Genomic DNA, 16576 nt, shown 5'->3' with positions numbered 1-16576 from the left:
CCCCTTATTTTTGACCATTTGAGTACAAGGCTGGTTGCAATGCAAGAAGCGTGCTCAGTCGCCTGAAAAGAAAGTTGGCCACGCCAGAAGCGCCCGTTCGCGGGGAAATCTGCCCAACGACAGGGCAGCCGCATCCGGTCGCAGAAAGTGGTTGCGACCGGGTGGGCAAGAAATATGCACTTGCTCTAAATTTGGACGCGGGCGCCGAAGCTAGCCGAGACCCAGGCAGACGATCGCGAGGACCGCGAGGAGACAGAGCACCAGCAGCGACAATGTGGCGGCAGCACTTGCACGCGGCCCGCAATGGGCGAGCGCGCGGATGTCGACCTCAAGGCCGAGGGCGGCCATCGCGATGACCGTCAGCCAGGTGGAGACCGTCACGGCGTCGGTCGCGAGTGTGTCGGAGATTGCGCCGCTGTTGCGGGCGATCGCAACGGCGAGGAAACCCAGAATGAACCAGGGAACGAAATGGAGGATCGTGGCGAGGCGCGACTTCCGTTGTCTGGGCGCTTTGCATTCCGGCTCGGTATCGCGGCTGCCAATTAGCGAGAAGCAGAAGACGACGGGGCCGAGCATCAGCACGCGCACGAGCTTGACCAGCGTGCCCACCTGGACCGAGAGCGGGCTGAAGGGGCTGGCCGCGGCCAGGACCTGGGGTACGGCATAGACGGTCATGCCGGCAAAGACGCCGTAGCCCTGGGGCGTCATGCCGAGCCAACCGCCGACGAAGGGCAGCGACAGGACGACGGCGATGCCGAGGATGGCGGTAAAAGAAATTGCAGCTGCGACCTCCTCGCCGCGGGCACCGATGGCCGGTGCGACGGCGGCGATCGCCGAGTTGCCGCAGATGGCGTTGCCGCAGGCAATCAAGGTCGCCAGGCGTTTCGGCAGCCCGAGCATGCGCGCAATCAGGTAGCCGGTGGAAATCGACAGAAGAACCATGGCGACGATAGTGACGAGCAGGGTCGGCCCGCTCGCTGCGATCGCGTCGAAGCTCAGCATCGCGCCGATTAGCACGATCGCTGTCTCCAGCAGGACTTTCGCCGAGAAGTGGATGCCGGAGAGGAAGCGGGGGCCGGGCGTCCAGAGGGTGCGGACGATAGCGCCGAGAAGGATCGCGAGAACGAGCGCTTCCAGCCAAGCGCGGCCGGTCCAGCGCCGCTCGATCCATTCCAGACCGATGGCCGCAAGTGCGACGAGACAGCAGAGGAAAAGGCCCGGAAGAATGCACGTCAGGCGGGAGGCGACTGAGGAAAATTGGGAGCGAAATGGGGAATGCGATCTGGACATGGGCGCAACCTACGCTCATCCATGAATCAGTCTAACGGATTATTCTTGTCATTCTGATCGATTTTTGCGATTGATCTTCCATGACACTCGATCAGCTTAAAATCTTCGTCGCGGTCGCCGAGCGGCTGCACATGACCAAAGCCGCCGAGGCGATGAACGTCACGCAGTCGGCCGCAAGCGCGGCCATCGCGGCGCTCGAAACCCAGCACGACATCAGATTGTTCGATCGCGTCGGCCGCGGCCTGACGCTGACCGATGCCGGCAAGATCTTCCTGCCGGAGGCAAAGGCGGTGCTCGCCCGGGCGCTCGCCGCCACCGCCTGCCTGCGCGATCTCTCGGAGCTTCGCCGCGGCGAACTGTCGATCGCCGCCAGCCAGACGGTCGCGAGTTATTGGCTGCCGTCGCGCCTTGCCCGCTTCACCCACGACTATCCCCAGGTCGACGTGAAGCTCACCGTGCGCAACACGGCCGTCGTCGCCGAGGCGGTGGAAGAGGGCACGGCGCAGCTCGGCTTCGTCGAGGGGCGCGTGGATGGCGCCAAGCTCGACCATCGCCGCGTCGCCGTCGATCGCATCGCCGTCTATGCCGCGCCCTCGCACGCGTTCGTTGGGGCTGCCGTCAATCTGGAAATGCTGCTTTCTGCGCGCTGGGTGCTGCGCGAGGAAGGCTCCGGCACGCGGGCAATGTTCCTGCAATCGATGAATGATCATGGAGCAGACGTCGATCGGCTCAGGATCGAGCTTGAGCTGCCCTCGAACGAGGCGGTGCTGACGGCGGTCGAAAGCGGTCCTTTCGTCACGGCCGTTTCCCGGCTCGCAGCACAACCTTTCGTCGATAGCGGCCGGCTCGTGGAACTGCCGTTCGAACTGGCTGAGCGCAGCTTCGAGCTTTTGACCCACCGCGAGAGGCAGTTCAGCCACGCGGCGCGGGCCTTCGTGGAACTGCTTTGAGGCAAATTCCGTTTTGCTCCAGGGCTTGCCATGCGGGAGACCCCTGGCAATCGCTGCAGGATCTCTTTTTTAAGAGGTGACCATGGTGTTCGAAATCGTCGAGAGACCCGCACAGCGCATTTCCGGATCGTTCTGGGAGGGCACCTTCGGCGAGGCGGCCGATGGTGCCGTTCGCCGGCTGATCGCCGAAATGCAGGGGCATCACCAGCATCTTCATCCAGGCGATCATGCAGCATTGGTCGGCATCTCCTGGAACGATCGCCCGGATGGATTCCGCTATCTCGTCGGCTATGTTTCCGACCTGGCAGAGACGACCGTGCACCCAGGCTTTGTCGACCTGCCGGCCATGCGCTTCGTCACGGCCCTGCATCACCCTGATAGCGGCGACGTCTTTGCCCATTACCAGAGAATGTTCGACTGGATCGCGGCCGAAGGCCACGCGGTCGATACCGCCTTGCTGCACTATCGCCAGGAGTACGATCCCGGTTTCGTCTCGCTGTCGCTATCCTCGCTCAGGCTGATGGTTCCGATTGGCTGATGCTTCCCATCAGAAAAATTGCTTTGACCATCGATACCGGCGCGGATACTTGCATGAGTGCTTAAATCGGAGGGATTTGAGCGCGAAATCAGCGGCAGATCAAAGCGTTACAACAGCCCGACGCGCTTCAGCGAGGGCGGTTCATTGCTTCCACCTGCCGCCGTCATTCCGATAGGCTCACCATGCTCGCCCGTCTGGCTCCCGCCATCTTCGTTCTGCTCTGGTCCACCGGCTGGGTGGTGGCGAAATATGCTGCGGTCTACGCAGATCCGCTGACCTTTCTCGTGTTGCGCTACACGCTGGCGATCGCGCTCTTCATCCTGTTCTGCGTCGTCACCGGCGCACGATGGCCGAAGTCCTGGAAAATGGCCGGTCATGCGATCGTGTCCGGCATGTTCCTGCACGGGCTCTATCTCGGGTCGGTCTGGTGGGCGATCGGCGAGGGCGTGCCGGCCGGCATTTCCGGCATCATCGCCGGCCTGCAGCCGCTGATGACCGCGGTCGCCGCGGCCTTCGTCATCGACGAGAGGCTGAGCACGCAGCAGAAGCTCGGGCTGGTGCTCGGCTTCTTCGGCATTGCGCTTGCCGTCCTGCCGAAGGTGCTGGCGATCGACACGGGGGCGACGCCGATCCACTTTCTGCCTGTGATCATCAACGTGCTCGGCATGGGCGCCGTCACCTATGGCACGCTCTACCAGAAGCGCCATCTGCAGAGCGGTGACATCCGCACCATCGCAGCGCTGCAATATCTCGGCGCGCTGATCGTGACGATCCCGCTGGCGCTGATGCTCGAAGACCTGCACGTCACCTGGAACCTCCAGGTGGTTCTGGCACTTGCCTGGTCGGTTCTCGGGCTCTCGATGGGCGCGATCGCGCTGCTGCTTTATCTGATCCGTCGAGGGCAGGTGTCGCGCGCAGCGTCGCTGATCTATCTCGTGCCGCCGCTTGCCGCCGTGCAGGCGTGGCTCTTCTTCGGCGAAGCGCTGACGCTGCCGATGGTCATCGGCACCATCATTGCCGTTGCTGGCGTCTATCTCACCAACCGCAAGCAGGCGTGAAGCACGACGCGCGAGAGTGTGAAGCGGTTTTGCAATTGCGACATGCGCATGGCCCAAAACTAAAACGGCGGGCCGAAGCGGCCCGCCGTTCACATTTCAAAGTTCTACGCTGGCTTTTGCGCGCCCGGTTGACGCGCAGCGCCTCGGTCAGCCCTGGTGGCCGCGATTGCCGCCATTGCCCCGACGCTGGCCCTGGCCGCCTTCGCGACGCTCGCCACCGCCACGGTTTTCGTTGCGGCCGCCATGGTTGCGCTCACGACGGTCGCCCTGCTTCTGGCCGGGACGTCCGTGGTGCTTCTTGCCTTCGTGGTTGCGGTTGCCTTCGCCACGGCCGTCGGTCTGCGGATGGCCGTGATCACGGCGCTCCTGGCGCTGCGGGCGACGCTCGTCGCGCAAAAGGTCGTCGCCGGTGAAGCCGCTGGTCGCAGCAACCGGCTCGCCGGCCGGACGCTCACGGCGCGGCGGACGGCCGCCGTTCTGGTGGTGACCGCCGCCATTGCCCTTGCGGTGGCCGGCGCCGTTGTTGCCACGGCCGCCGCGGCCCTTGGCCGGACGCGCCTGGTCGGCGGGAGCCTCGCCGCTGGCAACGGCAATGTTGATGCCCATCAGCTTCTCGATGTCGCGCAGCAGGCGGATTTCGTCCGGCGCGCAGAAGGCGATGGCGATGCCGTCGCGGCCGGCGCGCGCGGTGCGGCCGATGCGGTGAACATAGGCATCCGGCACTTCCGGCAGGTCGTAGTTGTAGACGTGAGTAACGCCGGGGATGTCGATGCCGCGGGCGGCGACGTCGGTCGCGACCAGCACGCGGATCTCGCCGTCACGGAAGGCCTTGAGCGCGCGCTCGCGCTGGCCCTGGCTCTTGTTGCCGTGGATCGAGGCGGCCTTGAAGCCGACGTGGTCGAGATGCTTCATCAGCTTCTCGGCGCCATGCTTGGTGCGGCTGAAGATCAGCGACAGGCCGTCCGGGTTCTCTGTCAGCGTCTTCTTGAGGATGGTCGTCTTCAGGTCCTTGCCGGGAACGAAGTGAACATACTGTTCGACCTTGTCGGCAGCCTTGCCCGGAGGCGTGACTTCGACCTTGACCGGGTTGGTCAGGTACTCGCCAGCAAGCTCGGCGATCTGCTTCGGCATGGTGGCCGAGAAGAGCAGCGTCTGGCGGTTCTTCGGCACCAGCTTGGAGATCTTGCGCAGGTCGTGGATGAAGCCGAGGTCGAGCATCTGGTCGGCTTCGTCGAGAACCAGGTAGCGGCCCTGCGTCAGCGTCACGGCCTTGCGGGCAACGAGGTCGAGCAGGCGGCCGGGGGTTGCGACCAGGATGTCGACACCGCGGGCGAGCTGTTCGGTCTGCTTGTTGATCGAGACGCCGCCAACGACAACGCCGATCTTCAGCGGTGACTTCTTGACGAACAGCTTGAGGTTGGCGGCGATCTGGTTGACCAGTTCGCGGGTCGGCGCCAGAACCAGGGCGCGAATGTTGCGCGGATCGGGGCGCTTGCCTTCGGCAACGAGCTTCTCGATCATCGGCAGGCCGAAGGCGGCCGTCTTGCCGGTGCCGGTCTGGGCGAGACCGATGAGATCGTTGCCCTTCAGCACCAGCGGGATCGCCTGAGCCTGGATCGGGGTCGGCTTTTCGAAGCCGTTGGCAGTCAGGGTTTCCAGAATGTGCTCGGAGAGGCCGAGATCTTTAAAGGTGGACAAATGCATATACCTTTTGGGGGCGCCAAACGCATTCGCCGGAACCGCATTGTTGCTGTTCCGGTGTCGTTCGGCGTCAAGAACCCCGCGTGAATTGGGAACTTGTGGGTTGAATTAAGTCGTCAAGCGCCTGTGCTGTACCGCCTATCGCGGTGATATGTGCGCTATCCTTCTTCACGGCTTTCGATGTCTGCCGAGGGCGCGCTCACGCGGCGGCCGGAAGGTGACGCTGGGCACCATGTCGTTGGTTTGGACGAAAAAGTCAAGGTCCATCTTTTCGCAGGTGCGAAATGAGATCTACTCAAGCGCGAGATCGAAGCCCGCTTCTGCCGCTTCCTGGCCGTTGACGAGGATGACGATGCGATGCGCGCCCGGGTAATAGCGACGGGTCGTAATGGGCCGGATCGCATGGCGTTTCTCGATCTCGATCGAGCCGCCGGGGACAAGCGTCGCGGATGTCCACTTGAAGACTTTCGGCGAGGTCGCACCGTTTGCCTTGCGATGGTGCACGGCGTAGTCGATCATCACCTTCTGGCTCGTTTCGGCGTCATGGCTGACGGCGAGGCGCAGGCCGAGGCTTTCGCCAAGCACGATGTCCGAACGATCGAGCGAAAAGCGCGCATTGATGCCGGCCGGGGGAGCGAAACCGAAATTGCCGAGCGCGTCCGCGTGCCCCTGCTTCAACAGCGTGCGCGAGGCGTGGCGCAGAAGCTGGCGGCGCTCCGGCGATGCGTCGCCGATCTGTTCGGCGACGAAAGCAGCCACCAGATCCGGATGGTCCTTGGCGATGTCGTTGAGGCTGTTGGCAACCGAGCGGCGCACATACTCCTCGGGGTCGTCGAGAAGCGCGATCAGGATCGGCAGGATCGGCTGCGGATCGCGGATGAGCTGCGGCAGTCGCATCGCCCAGGGCAGGCGCGGGCGGGTGCCTTCGCTCGCCAGTCGCCGGACGTGATGGTTGGGATCCTTCGTCCAGTCCCGGATCGTCGCGAGGGCGCGCTCCTGGTCGCGATCGATGAAGATGCGGATGCCGAACTCGGCTGTGAAATGCGGCGTCAGCGCCCGCAGCAGCGACAGCGAAAGGTCGAAGTCGTCGAGGCCGCGCAAGGCGACGTACTGGCTGAAGGGCAGGAGCGACCAGCCGCTGATGCCGTCGGCGCCGTCGCGAGGAAGGCAGGCGTGGAGGTTGGCGGCCGCCTCCGGAAACGCCTTCGGCAGCGTCTCGACCAGCGCGTCGCGGATCTGCAGCGAGCGCTGCATCAGCTCCAGCGCCTCCAGCCCGTCACCCGCAAGCGCCACGAACCTCTTGCGGTCGAAACCGGCGGCGTTGCGTTCGAGCGCATCGGCGATGGCGATGACGACACCGGGGTGCAGCAGATTCTTCAGTGGTTCGGCCATCGCTCAGGCAGTCCTTTGCTCGTCCAATTCCGGGCCGGTCAGATCCTCTGGCCGCCGCTAAAATGCTGCACGAGCATTACCGCGCTGATCGTCGCTGCGTAAGGTGCGAACTCCGGATCGACCCGGACGCGCTCTCCGGCCGATTGCGCAGCCTCCAGTGTCTCCCATTCGACCAGGTCTGCGAACATGCCCGAGGTCTCGCAGGAATCGACCGCACGCCAGGAGACGAAGCCCGGATAGCGGGAAACGGCCTGCATCGCTCGCTGGCGCGTGGCTGTGGCCGCCGGCCTGTCGGTGACGATGCAGACGGCGAGTTCAAGGATGTGATCGCTGGTCATGATGAGGCTCCCTGTGAGTTGTCGCTTGATTTAACACAGGGCAACTGACAGCCTTATGGCCATTATCGACGGTGCCGTGCTTGTGGACACGCGAGGCGCGCGGTAGCCCTTTTGAACGAAGTCTTGCCGCGGGGAGGCCAGGCATGAGACCCGCCGACCGGCTGTTTCGCATCATCCAGCTCCTGCGCGCGAGCGGCCGGGTGATGACGGCGCGCGAGATCGCCGAGAAGATGGAGGTCGCCCAGCGCACCATCTATCGCGACATGGAGCACCTGATCGCCTCCGGCGCGCCGATCGACGGCGAACGCGGTGTCGGCTATCTCCTGCGCGGTGCGTTCGATGCGCCGCCGCTTGCCTTTACCTTCGAGCAGCTGGAAGCGCTCGCTTTCGGCGCCCGCGCCGTGCAGATGCTCGGCGACGGCAGGCTCGCCCAGGCGGCGCGCGAGGCGATGGAGAAGATCGCCCATGGTCTGCCGCCCGAACATCGGCAGCGGCTGACAGCCGCGCCCCTTCGCGCCTTCCGCTCTTCGCTCCAGCCGGAACCGCCGGCGCTGCTCGGCGAGATCCGCCTGGCGATCGCCGGTCGCCGCAAGCTTCGCCTGGCCTATGACAGCCTCAAGGACGAACATTCCGAGCGCACCATCTGGCCGCTCGGCCTCAGCGTCTTCGGCCACTTCTGGCTGCTGACGGGCTGGTGCGAACTGAGGTCGGATTTCCGCGATTTCCGGGTCGACAGGATCAGCACGCTTCATGTCCAGCGCGAGCGTTACGAGGTGACGCCGGAACGCAGCTTCGAAGCCTATATCGCGCGGATGTGACCGGCGCATCCGGCCAAATAATCAGCATCATCGCCACCTTCCGATGGAACCGGATCGCCGCTCGTTCGTTTCCTTTACAGGGTCTTCATGACCCTTCGCGATCCACACCTTTCACTGGGAGACAATCGTGCAGAACCGGACTTGGATACTGGCCGCGGATGGCAACACCGCGCGCATCGTCAAGGGCGTGAACCTGTTGAAGGAAGAGCGCCAGCGGCCGGAGGAGGAGACCTTTCACACCGAACCGAAGCGCGTTCAGGACATCATGGCCGACAAGCCGGGCCGGTCGCATTCGTCCGTCGGACACGGACGCTCGGCCATGGAATACAAGAGCGATCCCGTTCGCGAGGAGCAGCAGCGCTTTGTTGCGGACGTGGCCGGAAGGCTGGAGAGCTACGCCGCCAACCATGCCTTCGACAGCCTGGTGATTTGCGCAGCACCCCGGACGCTTGGCGATCTCCGCAAGCAGCTTTCCGCCCATGTCCGCGAGCGGACAGTCGCCGAGATCGACCGCAACTGCGTGGCTGCAACCACCGAGCAACTGATCGCAACGGCACGGGCCGCGGTGTTTCCTTAAGGCTCGGCCGCAGCCGGACTTCGTAACGCTTTCCGGTTTACCCAAGGCGTCCCGTCAGAAGTCGGTGGGGACGCCGCCCTCGGCCTTGCGCTTGGCGACAAAGGCATCGAGTTCCTCCTCGATCGCCGGATCGAGGGGCGGGCGCTCGTATTCGTTCAGCTTCTGTTTGAAGATCCGGTTGGCGTGATCGTATGTCGTCGGCCGCCCGGCTTCGGTCCAGGTCTCGAAGTTGCGCCAGTCCGACAGGATCGGTGAATAGAAGGCGGTCTCGTAGCGCTGCAGCGTGTGCAGCGTGCCGAAGTAATGGCCGCCCGGGCCGACGTCGCGCACGGCATCGAGGCCCAGCGCATCTTCGCTGACATCAAGCGGGGTCAGGTATTCCGCCACCATCTGCAACATGTCGACGTCGAGAATGAACTTCTCGAAGGAGGCCGTAAGCCCACCTTCGGTCCAGCCGGCGGCATGCATGACGAAATTGCCGCCCCCTTGCGTCAGCGCCCAGAGCGACATGGCGGATTCGTAGGCCGCTTGAGCGTCCAGCGTATTGGCGGCGTTGGTGTTCGAGGTGCGGTAGGGGATGTTGTAGCGGCGGGCGAGCTGGCCCCCGGCGACCACCGCCTTCATGTATTCCGGCGTGCCGAAGGCGGGCGCTCCGGTCTTCATGTCGACGTTGGAGGTGAAGCCGCCATACATTACAGGTGCGCCGCGCCTGACCATCTGGGTGAAGGCGATGCCGCAGAGCGCTTCGGCGTTCTGCTGGACGAGCGCACCGGCGATCGTCACCGGCGCCATGGCGCCGGCGAGCGTGAAGGGCGTGACCACCACCACCTGGTTGCGCGAGGACATCTCGATGATGCCCTGCAGCATCGGCCCGTCGAGCCGGAGCGGCGAGGAGGTGTTGATGATGGTGAAGAGCGACGGCTCGCGCTCCATCTGCTCCATCGTGATGCCACGGCCGATGCGGGCGATCTCGATGCCGTCGGTGTTGCGCTGCTTGCCCAGCGAATAGACGTGGAACACCTTGTCGGTGAGCTTCACCATGTCGGAGAGGCAATCGAGGTGGCGCACCGAGGCATGGATGTCGACCGGCTCGACCGGATAGCCGCCGGTCGTGTGGACGATGTCATAGGACTGCGCGAGCTTCACCAGCTTTCGGTAGTCTTCCTGGTTGCCGGTGCGGCGGCCGCCGTCCCGGTCTGCGACGAACGGCGCGCTGGCGATCTGGGCGAAGACGAGATTGTTGCCGCCGATCGCGACATTGCGGGCCGGGTTGCGGGCGTGCATGGTGAAGGCCGGAGGAACAGAGGCGATCATGTCCATGATCAGGCCGCGGTCGAAGCGCACCCGGTCGGTGCCGGGTGTCACGGCGGCGCCAGCCGCCTTCATCCGCTCGCGCGCCTCCGGCAGGATAACGTCCATGCCGATCTCTTCGAGGATCGTCAGCGATGCCTCATGCACAGATTCAAGTGCATCATCCGAAAGTACGGTGGATTTCGCCAGCGTATTGACAAGATTGAGGTATTTCCCGCCGGGAGACTTGCGCACACGCTCGGCGCTGCGCCCGCCCGGGCGGCGTCGGCGCTCCAGCGGGGTCGAGGCTGCGTCGCCGGTTGCTGCATCGGGAAACTGATCGTCGTTCATGAAAGACCCACCGTGTTGCCGATGGGGAGTGTGTCGCAGATTCGAGACGGCGATGGCCCGCCATTTGCGACAGTTCAGTTCTCTTGTGGAGTAAAACGCTTGCGCTGACGCATTTCTGCAGTCGGATGGCGCAACCGTTCAAGACAGGCCGCAATCGCGACGAGCGCTAGGCTCGGTCGCCCCGCAGCATCTCGCGTTTGCCGGCAAAACCCTTGCGCTTCTCGACGGCAAAGCCTGCGGCCTGCAAATTGCGTCGGACGAAACCGGCGGCGGCATAGGTGGCGAAGCTGCCGCCGGGCGTGGTCTTTTCGAAGACCAGCCGCATCAGTTCCTCCGACCACATGTCGGGATTGCGCGACGGCGCGAAGCCGTCGAGATACCAGGCTTCGAACGGGTCTTCCGCGCGGGCGACGCCGCCGAGTGCCGCGCCGCAGACGACCGTGAGGCTGACGCCGTCACCAAAGTCGATCTGGACATCACCATCAGGCTCGACCGGCCAGCGCGAGGCCAGCGCCTGGTGCTCCGTGTCGATCTCTGGCCAATGGCTGAGGGCGCGCGAAATCTCTTCGGCCGCCATCGGAAAGCGTTCGAAGGACACGAACTGCAGCTGATCGCCAGCGGCCGCGGTCATCTTCCACTGGCGCCACGTCTCGCAGAAATTGAGCCCGGTACCGAAGCCGAGTTCGCCGATGCGGAAGGTGCCCGCACCGACCCAACGATCGGGCAGGCCGTTGCCCGACAGGAAGACGTGGCCGCACTCCAGCCGCCCGTCGGTGCGGCAATAAAAGTGATCGCCAAACTCCCGGGAATAGGGCATATCGCCCTCGTGCCAATCAAGGTTCTGGTGCGCCGGGGGCTCGATCGGGTCTGCGGATCCTGTCATGGCCAAGGCGATAATCCGCCGGCCGGAGAAGGTCAATCGATGAGCGAGCTTTTGGTCGTCGGCGGCGGCATCATGGGGCTGTGGGCCGCCATTTGCGCCACGCGCAGGGGCATGGCCGTGCGGGTCGCCGAGCAACAAGCGATCGGCGCAGGCGCCAGCGGTGGCCTTTTGGGCGCGCTCATGCCGCATATGCCGGATCGCTGGAACGATAAGAAACAGTTCCAATTCGACGCGCTTGTGACGCTCGAGGAAGAGATAGCGGCGCTCGAGGCGGAGACAGGGCTTTCGACCGGCTATCGGCGGACGGGTCGTTTGATCCCGCTTGCCAAGCCTCACCTGCGCGATATCGCCCTCCGGCACGAGCAGGATGCACGGAGCCATTGGCGCGCGGCCGACAGGCAGTTCCACTGGCACGTGAAGGACGACGGGCCTGAGGGCTGGCCGGGTGCTGCCGCGGCGGCGCATGGCATGGTCTTCGACACGCTCGCCGCACGGGTTTCGCCGCGTCGCATGCTTGCTGCGCTCCGCACAGCGCTCCTGCAGGCACCGAACGCCTATTTAGACGAGGGCAGGGGCGTGCGCCGGATCGAGCCGGAACGCGGCCGGGCCGAACTCGACGATGGCACCCGGATCGATTTCGAGCATTGCATCATCGCGGCCGGCGTCGGCAGTTTTCAACTGATCGACGACACGTCGGTGCCGCTGGCGGAAACGAGCGGCACGGCTGTCAAGGGGCAGGCGGCACTGCTGCGGGCGGAGATCGATCCGGCGCTTCCGGTGATCTTTGCCGACGGCGTCTACATTATTGCCCATGACGACGGCCATGTGGCGGTCGGCAGCACCAGCGAAAACAGTTTTGCCGATCCCCTGTCGACGGACGAGCAGCTGGATGAGCTGCTTCGGCGCGCCGTAGCGCTCGCGCCGCGCCTGGCGGGTGCCGAGGTGGTGGAGCGATGGGCAGGGTTGCGCCCGAAAGCGACGGGGCGCGAGCCGATGGCAGGCCGGCATCCGGACCATCCGAACGTCTCGGTCCTGACCGGCGGGTTCAAGGTGAGCTTCGGCATCGCACACCGCCTGGCGCGTTTCGTCGTCGAAGAGATCGCCGGTTCTCCGGCGATCGATATTCCCGATTCTTTCTTCTGCCGGAATCACATAGCCGCACTTCGCGAGAAACATCTTTAGGGCCGGACATGCGAAGGGCCCCGCCCGCGGCGGGACCCGAAAGATCGAAAGTCAGGCATTACATCCAGTAGGGCGGCACGCCGTAGTAGTCGTAGACACGGCGTCCGTTTTCCGCGTTCCAGTCGTATTCTTCGGTGCCGTGATATTTCGGCGCGTTTTCGACCTGATCGCGAGTCACATCAGTGCGATAGCCGCCGAGCTTCTCGTCATAGGTCAGCTTTGCCCAAGGCAATGGATAGTGGTCTTCGCCGAGGCCGAGAAAACCGCCGAAGCCGAGCACCGCATAGGCGACGCGCCCGCTGCGCTTCTCGATGATCACGCGCTCGATCGAGCCGATGTGTTTGTCGTCGGGGCCATAGACCCTCGTGCCTTCAACCTTGTCGCTTGCGATCAGGTCGTGGGTCTCCTTGATCCGGGCGTCCTGAAGGTTCGCATTGTGATAGGTCACGCTTCTTCTCCATCCTTGTTTTCCTACCTTTTAGGAACGGGCGATGGGCCGGATGGTTCCGAAAAACGAGGGGTGACGTTCGCACCGCTGCCGCGCTCATCCCCGGCCGACTTCGTCAATCTGTCACGCAAATCACCTAAGACGCGGCCATTGGACAAGTCGGGGTGAGGGCGGAAAACCGCAGCTATTGCTCATCCTGCGCTGACGGATACCCGGAGCCAGCCGATGCGCTATGCCATTTGTTTTACGCCGCCGATGGCCGACCCGCTTTCCGCGACCGCTGCAAGCTGGCTGGGGCGCAATGTCTATTCCGGGGAACCTGCCGAATTGCCGTCGGTCGCTGGCTTGAGCGCCGCGGATGTCGCCTATCACACGGCGGTTCCGCGACGCTTCGGCTTTCATGCGGTGATGATGTCGCCGTTCCGTCTGCATCCGGACATGACGGAACCGAAGCTTCTGAAGGCGCTGATGCATTTTGCCGGCGCCCAGACTCCGTTCGAAATCGATCGCCTGGAGGTCGCCCGCATCGGCCGATGCTTCGGGCTGATGCCGCAGGTGCCGAGCACGGCCATGCATCTGCTTGCGGCCAACGTCGTCCAGGAGTTCGACGCCTTCCGCGCGCCGCTCAGCGAATATGAGATCGAGCGCTCCGATCCGGACAGGCTGACCGCCCCACAGTTCTCCAACCTGCACCGTTGGGGCGATCCGCATGTGATGGACGAATACCGTTTCCACATGATGCTGACCGGTCCGCTTGCGCCAGACGCGATGCGGCGGGTCGAGGCGCCGCTCCGTGACCTGTTCGAGTCCTGCCTATCAAAACCGCTTTCGATCGGCAGCCTTGCGCTGTTTGTCGAGCAGGAGACGGGCGCACCCATGCGGGTGCATTCACAGCACCCGCTCGGCAAGATCTCGACGAACACGCGCGCAGAGCGGGCGAAGCGGGCCGCCGCCGATCCGTCGCTGGCGCCGCAAGGCGCGGTCCGGCCGCTGCCGCTGATCGTCGCTGCGCTGATGGCGCAGCGCTAATCGGAAACGGACGCGGGCGAAGCTGCAAAGAGCAGCGCTTTCGGATAGGGCAGGCCGAGGTCCGGCATGTCCGCTGGCGCGAAGTAGCGCAGCGACTTCGTTTCGCCATCGTTGATCGGCTGCTGGGAACCGACGATCCGGCATCGATAGAGGGTAACCACATATTCGACGTGGTCGCCGTTCGGGTAGGTGTAGCGAAACGCTTCTCCGCCGAAGACGCCCAGTATCCGCTCGACCGAGACCGGATAGCCGGTTTCCTCCATGACCTCGCGGATGACCGCATCGACAGGCGTCTCGCCCGGCTCGATCGCGCCGGCCGGCAGGCTCCAGCCTTCGCCACTTGCTTTCTCCTGCAAGAGGACCCGGCCATCGGAATCGACAATGACGGCCGCCACTGACGGGCAGAGAAGCAGGCCGGAACCGACTTTTTCGCGGAGCGCTTGAATGTAGGATTTCATCTCGATGAGGGCCGTTGTCCTTGCCGATCCATTCAACGCTGTTTCGAAAAATCTCTCAACCTCGGGCTCAGCCGAATTTTTCTGGTAATTTCCGTCCGGGCCGTGGCGCTGCCGCTGCCCTGCCTCACGTCATTTCGGTATCGACAATCCGGTCGGCGGTGATACCGTTCCTAAAAATTCGAAGGGTGATTTGATGTCTGAGACTAAGTATCCGCGCGACCTCGTTGGCTACGGCCGCAATCCGCCGAAGGCAAACTGGCCGGGCGATGCGCGCATCGCCGTGCAGTTCGTGCTGAACTACGAAGAGGGCGGCGAAAGCTGCATTCTCGATGGCGACCCAGCGTCCGAGTGCCTGCTGTCGGAAATTGTCGGCGCGCAGCCCTGGGCTGGCCAGCGTAACCTCAACATGGAATCGATCTACGAATACGGTGCCCGTTCCGGCTTCTGGCGGCTGTGGCGCATGTTCACCAGCCGCAACGTCCCGCTGACCGTCTATGGCGTGACGCAGGCCATGGCGCGCAATCCGGAAGCGGTCGCTGCCATGAAGGAAGCCGGCTGGGAAATCGCCAGCCACGGTCTGCGCTGGCTGGAATACAAGGACGTGCCGGAAGAGGTCGAACGCGAGCATATCCGCGAGGTCGTCCGCCTGCACACGGAGCTCACCGGCGAGCGGCCGCTCGGCATCTACCAGGGCAAGCCTTCGGCCAATACGCTGAAGCTGGTGCTGGAGGAAGGCGGGTTCCTTTACTCCTGCGACAGCTACGCCGACGAACTGCCCTACTGGGTGCCGGGTCTTTCGGCCGACAAGCCGCACCTGATCATTCCCTATACGCTTGATGCCAACGACATGCGCTTTGCGACGCCGCAGGGCTTCAACAGCGGCGACCAGTTCTTCAGCTACCTCAAGGACACATTCGACGTGCTCTACGAGGAAGGTCGCCAGGGCGACGCCAAGATGATGAATATCGGCCTTCACTGCCGTCTCGTCGGCCGCCCGGGCCGCGCTGCTGCGCTCGCTCGCTTCATCGACTACGTCATGTCGCACGACAAGGTCTGGGTGCCGCGTCGCATTGACATCGCCAACCATTGGTACCAGCACCACAAGCCGGAAGGGGCGCTCTGATGACCGACCGTGATGCCTTCGTTGCCCGTTTCGGTGGCGTGTTCGAGCACTCGCCCTGGGTTGCCGAACGCGCCTACGACCGAGCCGCGGCGACCGGGCTGACGGCGGGCACGGTGCATTCGGCGCTCTGCCAGGCCTTTCGCACGGCGCTGCCGCGCGAGAAGATGCAGGTGCTGCGCGCGCACCCCGATCTTGCCGGCAAGCTGGCGATCGCCGGTAAGCTGACGGCGGACTCGACGGCAGAGCAGGCGTCTGCCGGCCTCGACCGACTGACACCAGAGGAGCATGAGCGCTTCACCGCGCTCAACGACGCCTACACGAAAAAATTCGGCTTCCCCTTCATCATCGCGGTGAAGGGGCTGACCAAGGGGCAAATTCTTGCCTCCTTCCAAAGCCGCATTGACAATTCGCCCGAAGAGGAATTTGAAACCGCTTGCGCACAGGTCGAGAAAATCGCCCGCCTGCGCCTGCAGTCGATGATTCCTGGAGACGAAAATGCCTGACAAAACCGTTCGATGCCTGTCCCCGCTCATGAGGAGGGCCCTCGAACTGGATCGGACATCCGCAAGCGCAAAATCGTCTTGCGAGGTCTCCGCATAATGTCGCGCCTGCTCAAAATCGAACCGCTGACACGCGAGGCCTTCGCTCCCTTCGGCACCATCATCGAAGCCGATCCCGCAACGATGCGCCACATCAACGGCGGCAACACGGAACGTTTCCACGGTCTTGCGCGTGCCGATGTCGTCGGCGACGGCGCCAATGTCATCATCAACATCTTCCGCGGCCAGCCGCGGTCTTTCCCCTATTCGGTGACGATGATGGAGCGCCACCCGTTCGGCAGCCAGAGCTTTTCGCCGCTCGATGACCGCCCATGGCTCGTCGTGGTGGCGGACGACGAGGACGGGCGCCCGGGCACGCCGCGCGTTTTCCAGGCGAACGGCCGGCAGGGCGTCAACTACGGCCGCAATATCTGGCACCACCCGCTGATGTCCGTCGGCGCCGTCAGCGATTTCCTCATCGTCGACCGCGAAGGGCCGGGCAACAATCTCGAGGAGTTCTTCTATGACGAGCCTTTCGTCATAGACAGCGCGATCTAGCAGGACGTGCGCGCGGCTTCTGACAGCATCCCGCGCCAATGTGTGAGAAGAGA

General features: G+C 64.0%; 18 protein-coding genes. 10 read left to right on the top strand and 8 right to left on the bottom strand.

What is annotated here, in order from left to right:
- Window positions 1-210: 210 nt before the first annotated feature.
- The gene (locus tag IB277_RS12565) at window positions 211-1290 is read right to left on the bottom strand and encodes a YeiH family protein (RefSeq protein ID WP_090298347.1); all 1080 of its coding nucleotides are present in this window, start codon (window positions 1288-1290) and stop codon (window positions 211-213) included.
- A gap of 80 nt (window positions 1291-1370) precedes the next feature.
- Here IB277_RS12565 and IB277_RS12560 point away from each other — a divergent pair, with 80 nt between their 5' ends.
- The 3 genes from IB277_RS12560 (at window position 1371) to IB277_RS12550 (ending at window position 3836) form a co-directional block, all read left to right on the top strand.
- Window positions 1371-2240 carry a LysR family transcriptional regulator gene (locus IB277_RS12560; RefSeq protein ID WP_090298350.1) on the top strand — a complete coding sequence of 290 codons (870 nt, stop codon included), beginning with the start codon at window positions 1371-1373 and terminating at the stop codon, window positions 2238-2240.
- Window positions 2241-2322: 82 nt separating this feature from the next.
- Entirely contained in the window at window positions 2323-2778 is a 456-nt protein-coding gene (locus IB277_RS12555) for a GyrI-like domain-containing protein (protein WP_210339596.1), read from the top strand.
- A 182-nt stretch (window positions 2779-2960) separates the two neighbouring features.
- Window positions 2961-3836 (top strand): DMT family transporter, encoded by an 876-nt coding sequence (locus IB277_RS12550; RefSeq protein ID WP_034803471.1) that lies wholly within the window; start codon window positions 2961-2963, stop codon window positions 3834-3836.
- A gap of 147 nt (window positions 3837-3983) precedes the next feature.
- On the opposite strand, the gene IB277_RS12545 is transcribed toward IB277_RS12550, so the two are convergent.
- From IB277_RS12545 to IB277_RS12535, 3 genes are all read right to left on the bottom strand, one after another.
- Window positions 3984-5534: a DEAD/DEAH box helicase gene (locus IB277_RS12545; RefSeq protein ID WP_090298528.1), complete on the bottom strand. Its 1551-nt coding sequence runs from the start codon at window positions 5532-5534 to the stop codon at window positions 3984-3986.
- A 294-nt stretch (window positions 5535-5828) separates the two neighbouring features.
- Window positions 5829-6929, bottom strand: a complete 1101-nt coding sequence (locus IB277_RS12540) for a DNA alkylation repair protein (protein WP_090298356.1) — start codon at window positions 6927-6929, stop codon at window positions 5829-5831.
- Between the two features lie 38 nt (window positions 6930-6967).
- Window positions 6968-7267 (bottom strand): hypothetical protein, encoded by a 300-nt coding sequence (locus IB277_RS12535; protein ID WP_034789021.1) that lies wholly within the window; start codon window positions 7265-7267, stop codon window positions 6968-6970.
- Between the two features lie 143 nt (window positions 7268-7410).
- Here IB277_RS12535 and IB277_RS12530 point away from each other — a divergent pair, with 143 nt between their 5' ends.
- Window positions 7411-8085, top strand: coding sequence for a YafY family protein (locus IB277_RS12530; protein WP_090298358.1), 675 nt, complete (start codon window positions 7411-7413; stop codon window positions 8083-8085).
- Window positions 8086-8212: 127 nt separating this feature from the next.
- A complete protein-coding gene (locus IB277_RS12525) occupies window positions 8213-8662 on the top strand; it encodes a host attachment protein (protein ID WP_034789016.1) in 450 nt (149 codons plus the stop codon).
- Between the two features lie 54 nt (window positions 8663-8716).
- On the opposite strand, the gene IB277_RS12520 is transcribed toward IB277_RS12525, so the two are convergent.
- Window positions 8717-10303 carry a trimethylamine methyltransferase family protein gene (locus tag IB277_RS12520; RefSeq protein WP_090298361.1) on the bottom strand — a complete coding sequence of 529 codons (1587 nt, stop codon included), beginning with the start codon at window positions 10301-10303 and terminating at the stop codon, window positions 8717-8719.
- A gap of 166 nt (window positions 10304-10469) precedes the next feature.
- Window positions 10470-11186 (bottom strand): tRNA (5-methylaminomethyl-2-thiouridine)(34)-methyltransferase MnmD, encoded by a 717-nt coding sequence (gene mnmD, locus IB277_RS12515; RefSeq protein WP_090298364.1) that lies wholly within the window; start codon window positions 11184-11186, stop codon window positions 10470-10472.
- A gap of 39 nt (window positions 11187-11225) precedes the next feature.
- Between mnmD and IB277_RS12510 the strand changes: the two genes are divergently transcribed.
- The gene (locus tag IB277_RS12510) at window positions 11226-12368 is read left to right on the top strand and encodes an FAD-binding oxidoreductase (protein ID WP_090298367.1); all 1143 of its coding nucleotides are present in this window, start codon (window positions 11226-11228) and stop codon (window positions 12366-12368) included.
- Between the two features lie 58 nt (window positions 12369-12426).
- Here IB277_RS12510 and IB277_RS12505 read toward each other — a convergent pair whose 3' ends face one another.
- Entirely contained in the window at window positions 12427-12816 is a 390-nt protein-coding gene (locus tag IB277_RS12505; protein ID WP_034789006.1) for a PRC-barrel domain-containing protein, read from the bottom strand.
- Between the two features lie 225 nt (window positions 12817-13041).
- On the opposite strand from IB277_RS12505, the gene IB277_RS12500 reads away from it, so the two are divergent.
- Window positions 13042-13845: a DUF1045 domain-containing protein gene (locus IB277_RS12500; protein ID WP_192371003.1), complete on the top strand. Its 804-nt coding sequence runs from the start codon at window positions 13042-13044 to the stop codon at window positions 13843-13845.
- Here IB277_RS12500 and IB277_RS12495 read toward each other — a convergent pair.
- The gene (locus IB277_RS12495) at window positions 13842-14303 is read right to left on the bottom strand and encodes an NUDIX domain-containing protein (protein WP_176960328.1); all 462 of its coding nucleotides are present in this window, start codon (window positions 14301-14303) and stop codon (window positions 13842-13844) included. The two genes, IB277_RS12500 and IB277_RS12495, sit on opposite strands and share 4 nt — an antisense overlap.
- 193 nt (window positions 14304-14496) lie before the next feature.
- Between IB277_RS12495 and puuE the strand changes: the two genes are divergently transcribed.
- The 3 genes from puuE to IB277_RS12480 all read left to right on the top strand — a co-directional run bounded on the left by puuE (window position 14497) and on the right by IB277_RS12480 (window position 16523).
- Window positions 14497-15426 carry an allantoinase PuuE gene (puuE, locus tag IB277_RS12490; protein ID WP_034789000.1) on the top strand — a complete coding sequence of 310 codons (930 nt, stop codon included), beginning with the start codon at window positions 14497-14499 and terminating at the stop codon, window positions 15424-15426.
- Window positions 15426-15929: a 2-oxo-4-hydroxy-4-carboxy-5-ureidoimidazoline decarboxylase gene (gene uraD / locus IB277_RS12485; protein ID WP_060518819.1), complete on the top strand. Its 504-nt coding sequence runs from the start codon at window positions 15426-15428 to the stop codon at window positions 15927-15929. Before puuE ends, uraD begins: the two co-directional genes overlap by 1 nt.
- Window positions 15930-16025: 96 nt before the next feature.
- Window positions 16026-16523, top strand: coding sequence for an ureidoglycolate lyase (locus tag IB277_RS12480; RefSeq protein ID WP_090298371.1), 498 nt, complete (start codon window positions 16026-16028; stop codon window positions 16521-16523).
- The last annotated feature ends 53 nt before the right edge of the window (window positions 16524-16576 follow it).

Source organism: Ensifer sp. ENS07 (assembly GCF_014852185.1).
Taxonomy (GTDB): domain Bacteria; phylum Pseudomonadota; class Alphaproteobacteria; order Rhizobiales; family Rhizobiaceae; genus Ensifer; species Ensifer adhaerens.
This window is presented reverse-complemented; position numbering and strand designations above follow the sequence as displayed.

Excerpts from the sequence above, each read along its gene's own strand:
- IB277_RS12565 (WP_090298347.1), bottom strand. The coding sequence starts at position 1,290 with ATGTCCAGATCGCATTCCCCATTTCGCTCCCAATTTTCCTCAGTCGCC.
- IB277_RS12560 (WP_090298350.1), top strand. The coding sequence starts at position 1,371 with ATGACACTCGATCAGCTTAAAATCTTCGTCGCGGTCGCCGAGCGGCTG.
- IB277_RS12555 (WP_210339596.1), top strand. The coding sequence starts at position 2,323 with ATGGTGTTCGAAATCGTCGAGAGACCCGCACAGCGCATTTCCGGATCG.
- IB277_RS12550 (WP_034803471.1), top strand. The coding sequence starts at position 2,961 with ATGCTCGCCCGTCTGGCTCCCGCCATCTTCGTTCTGCTCTGGTCCACC.
- IB277_RS12540 (WP_090298356.1), bottom strand. The coding sequence starts at position 6,929 with ATGGCCGAACCACTGAAGAATCTGCTGCACCCCGGTGTCGTCATCGCC.
- IB277_RS12535 (WP_034789021.1), bottom strand. The coding sequence starts at position 7,267 with ATGACCAGCGATCACATCCTTGAACTCGCCGTCTGCATCGTCACCGAC.
- IB277_RS12530 (WP_090298358.1), top strand. The coding sequence starts at position 7,411 with ATGAGACCCGCCGACCGGCTGTTTCGCATCATCCAGCTCCTGCGCGCG.
- IB277_RS12520 (WP_090298361.1), bottom strand. The coding sequence starts at position 10,303 with ATGAACGACGATCAGTTTCCCGATGCAGCAACCGGCGACGCAGCCTCG.
- mnmD (WP_090298364.1), bottom strand. The coding sequence starts at position 11,186 with ATGACAGGATCCGCAGACCCGATCGAGCCCCCGGCGCACCAGAACCTT.
- IB277_RS12510 (WP_090298367.1), top strand. The coding sequence starts at position 11,226 with ATGAGCGAGCTTTTGGTCGTCGGCGGCGGCATCATGGGGCTGTGGGCC.
- IB277_RS12500 (WP_192371003.1), top strand. The coding sequence starts at position 13,042 with ATGCGCTATGCCATTTGTTTTACGCCGCCGATGGCCGACCCGCTTTCC.
- IB277_RS12495 (WP_176960328.1), bottom strand. The coding sequence starts at position 14,303 with ATGAAATCCTACATTCAAGCGCTCCGCGAAAAAGTCGGTTCCGGCCTG.
- puuE (WP_034789000.1), top strand. The coding sequence starts at position 14,497 with ATGTCTGAGACTAAGTATCCGCGCGACCTCGTTGGCTACGGCCGCAAT.
- uraD (WP_060518819.1), top strand. The coding sequence starts at position 15,426 with ATGACCGACCGTGATGCCTTCGTTGCCCGTTTCGGTGGCGTGTTCGAG.
- IB277_RS12480 (WP_090298371.1), top strand. The coding sequence starts at position 16,026 with ATGTCGCGCCTGCTCAAAATCGAACCGCTGACACGCGAGGCCTTCGCT.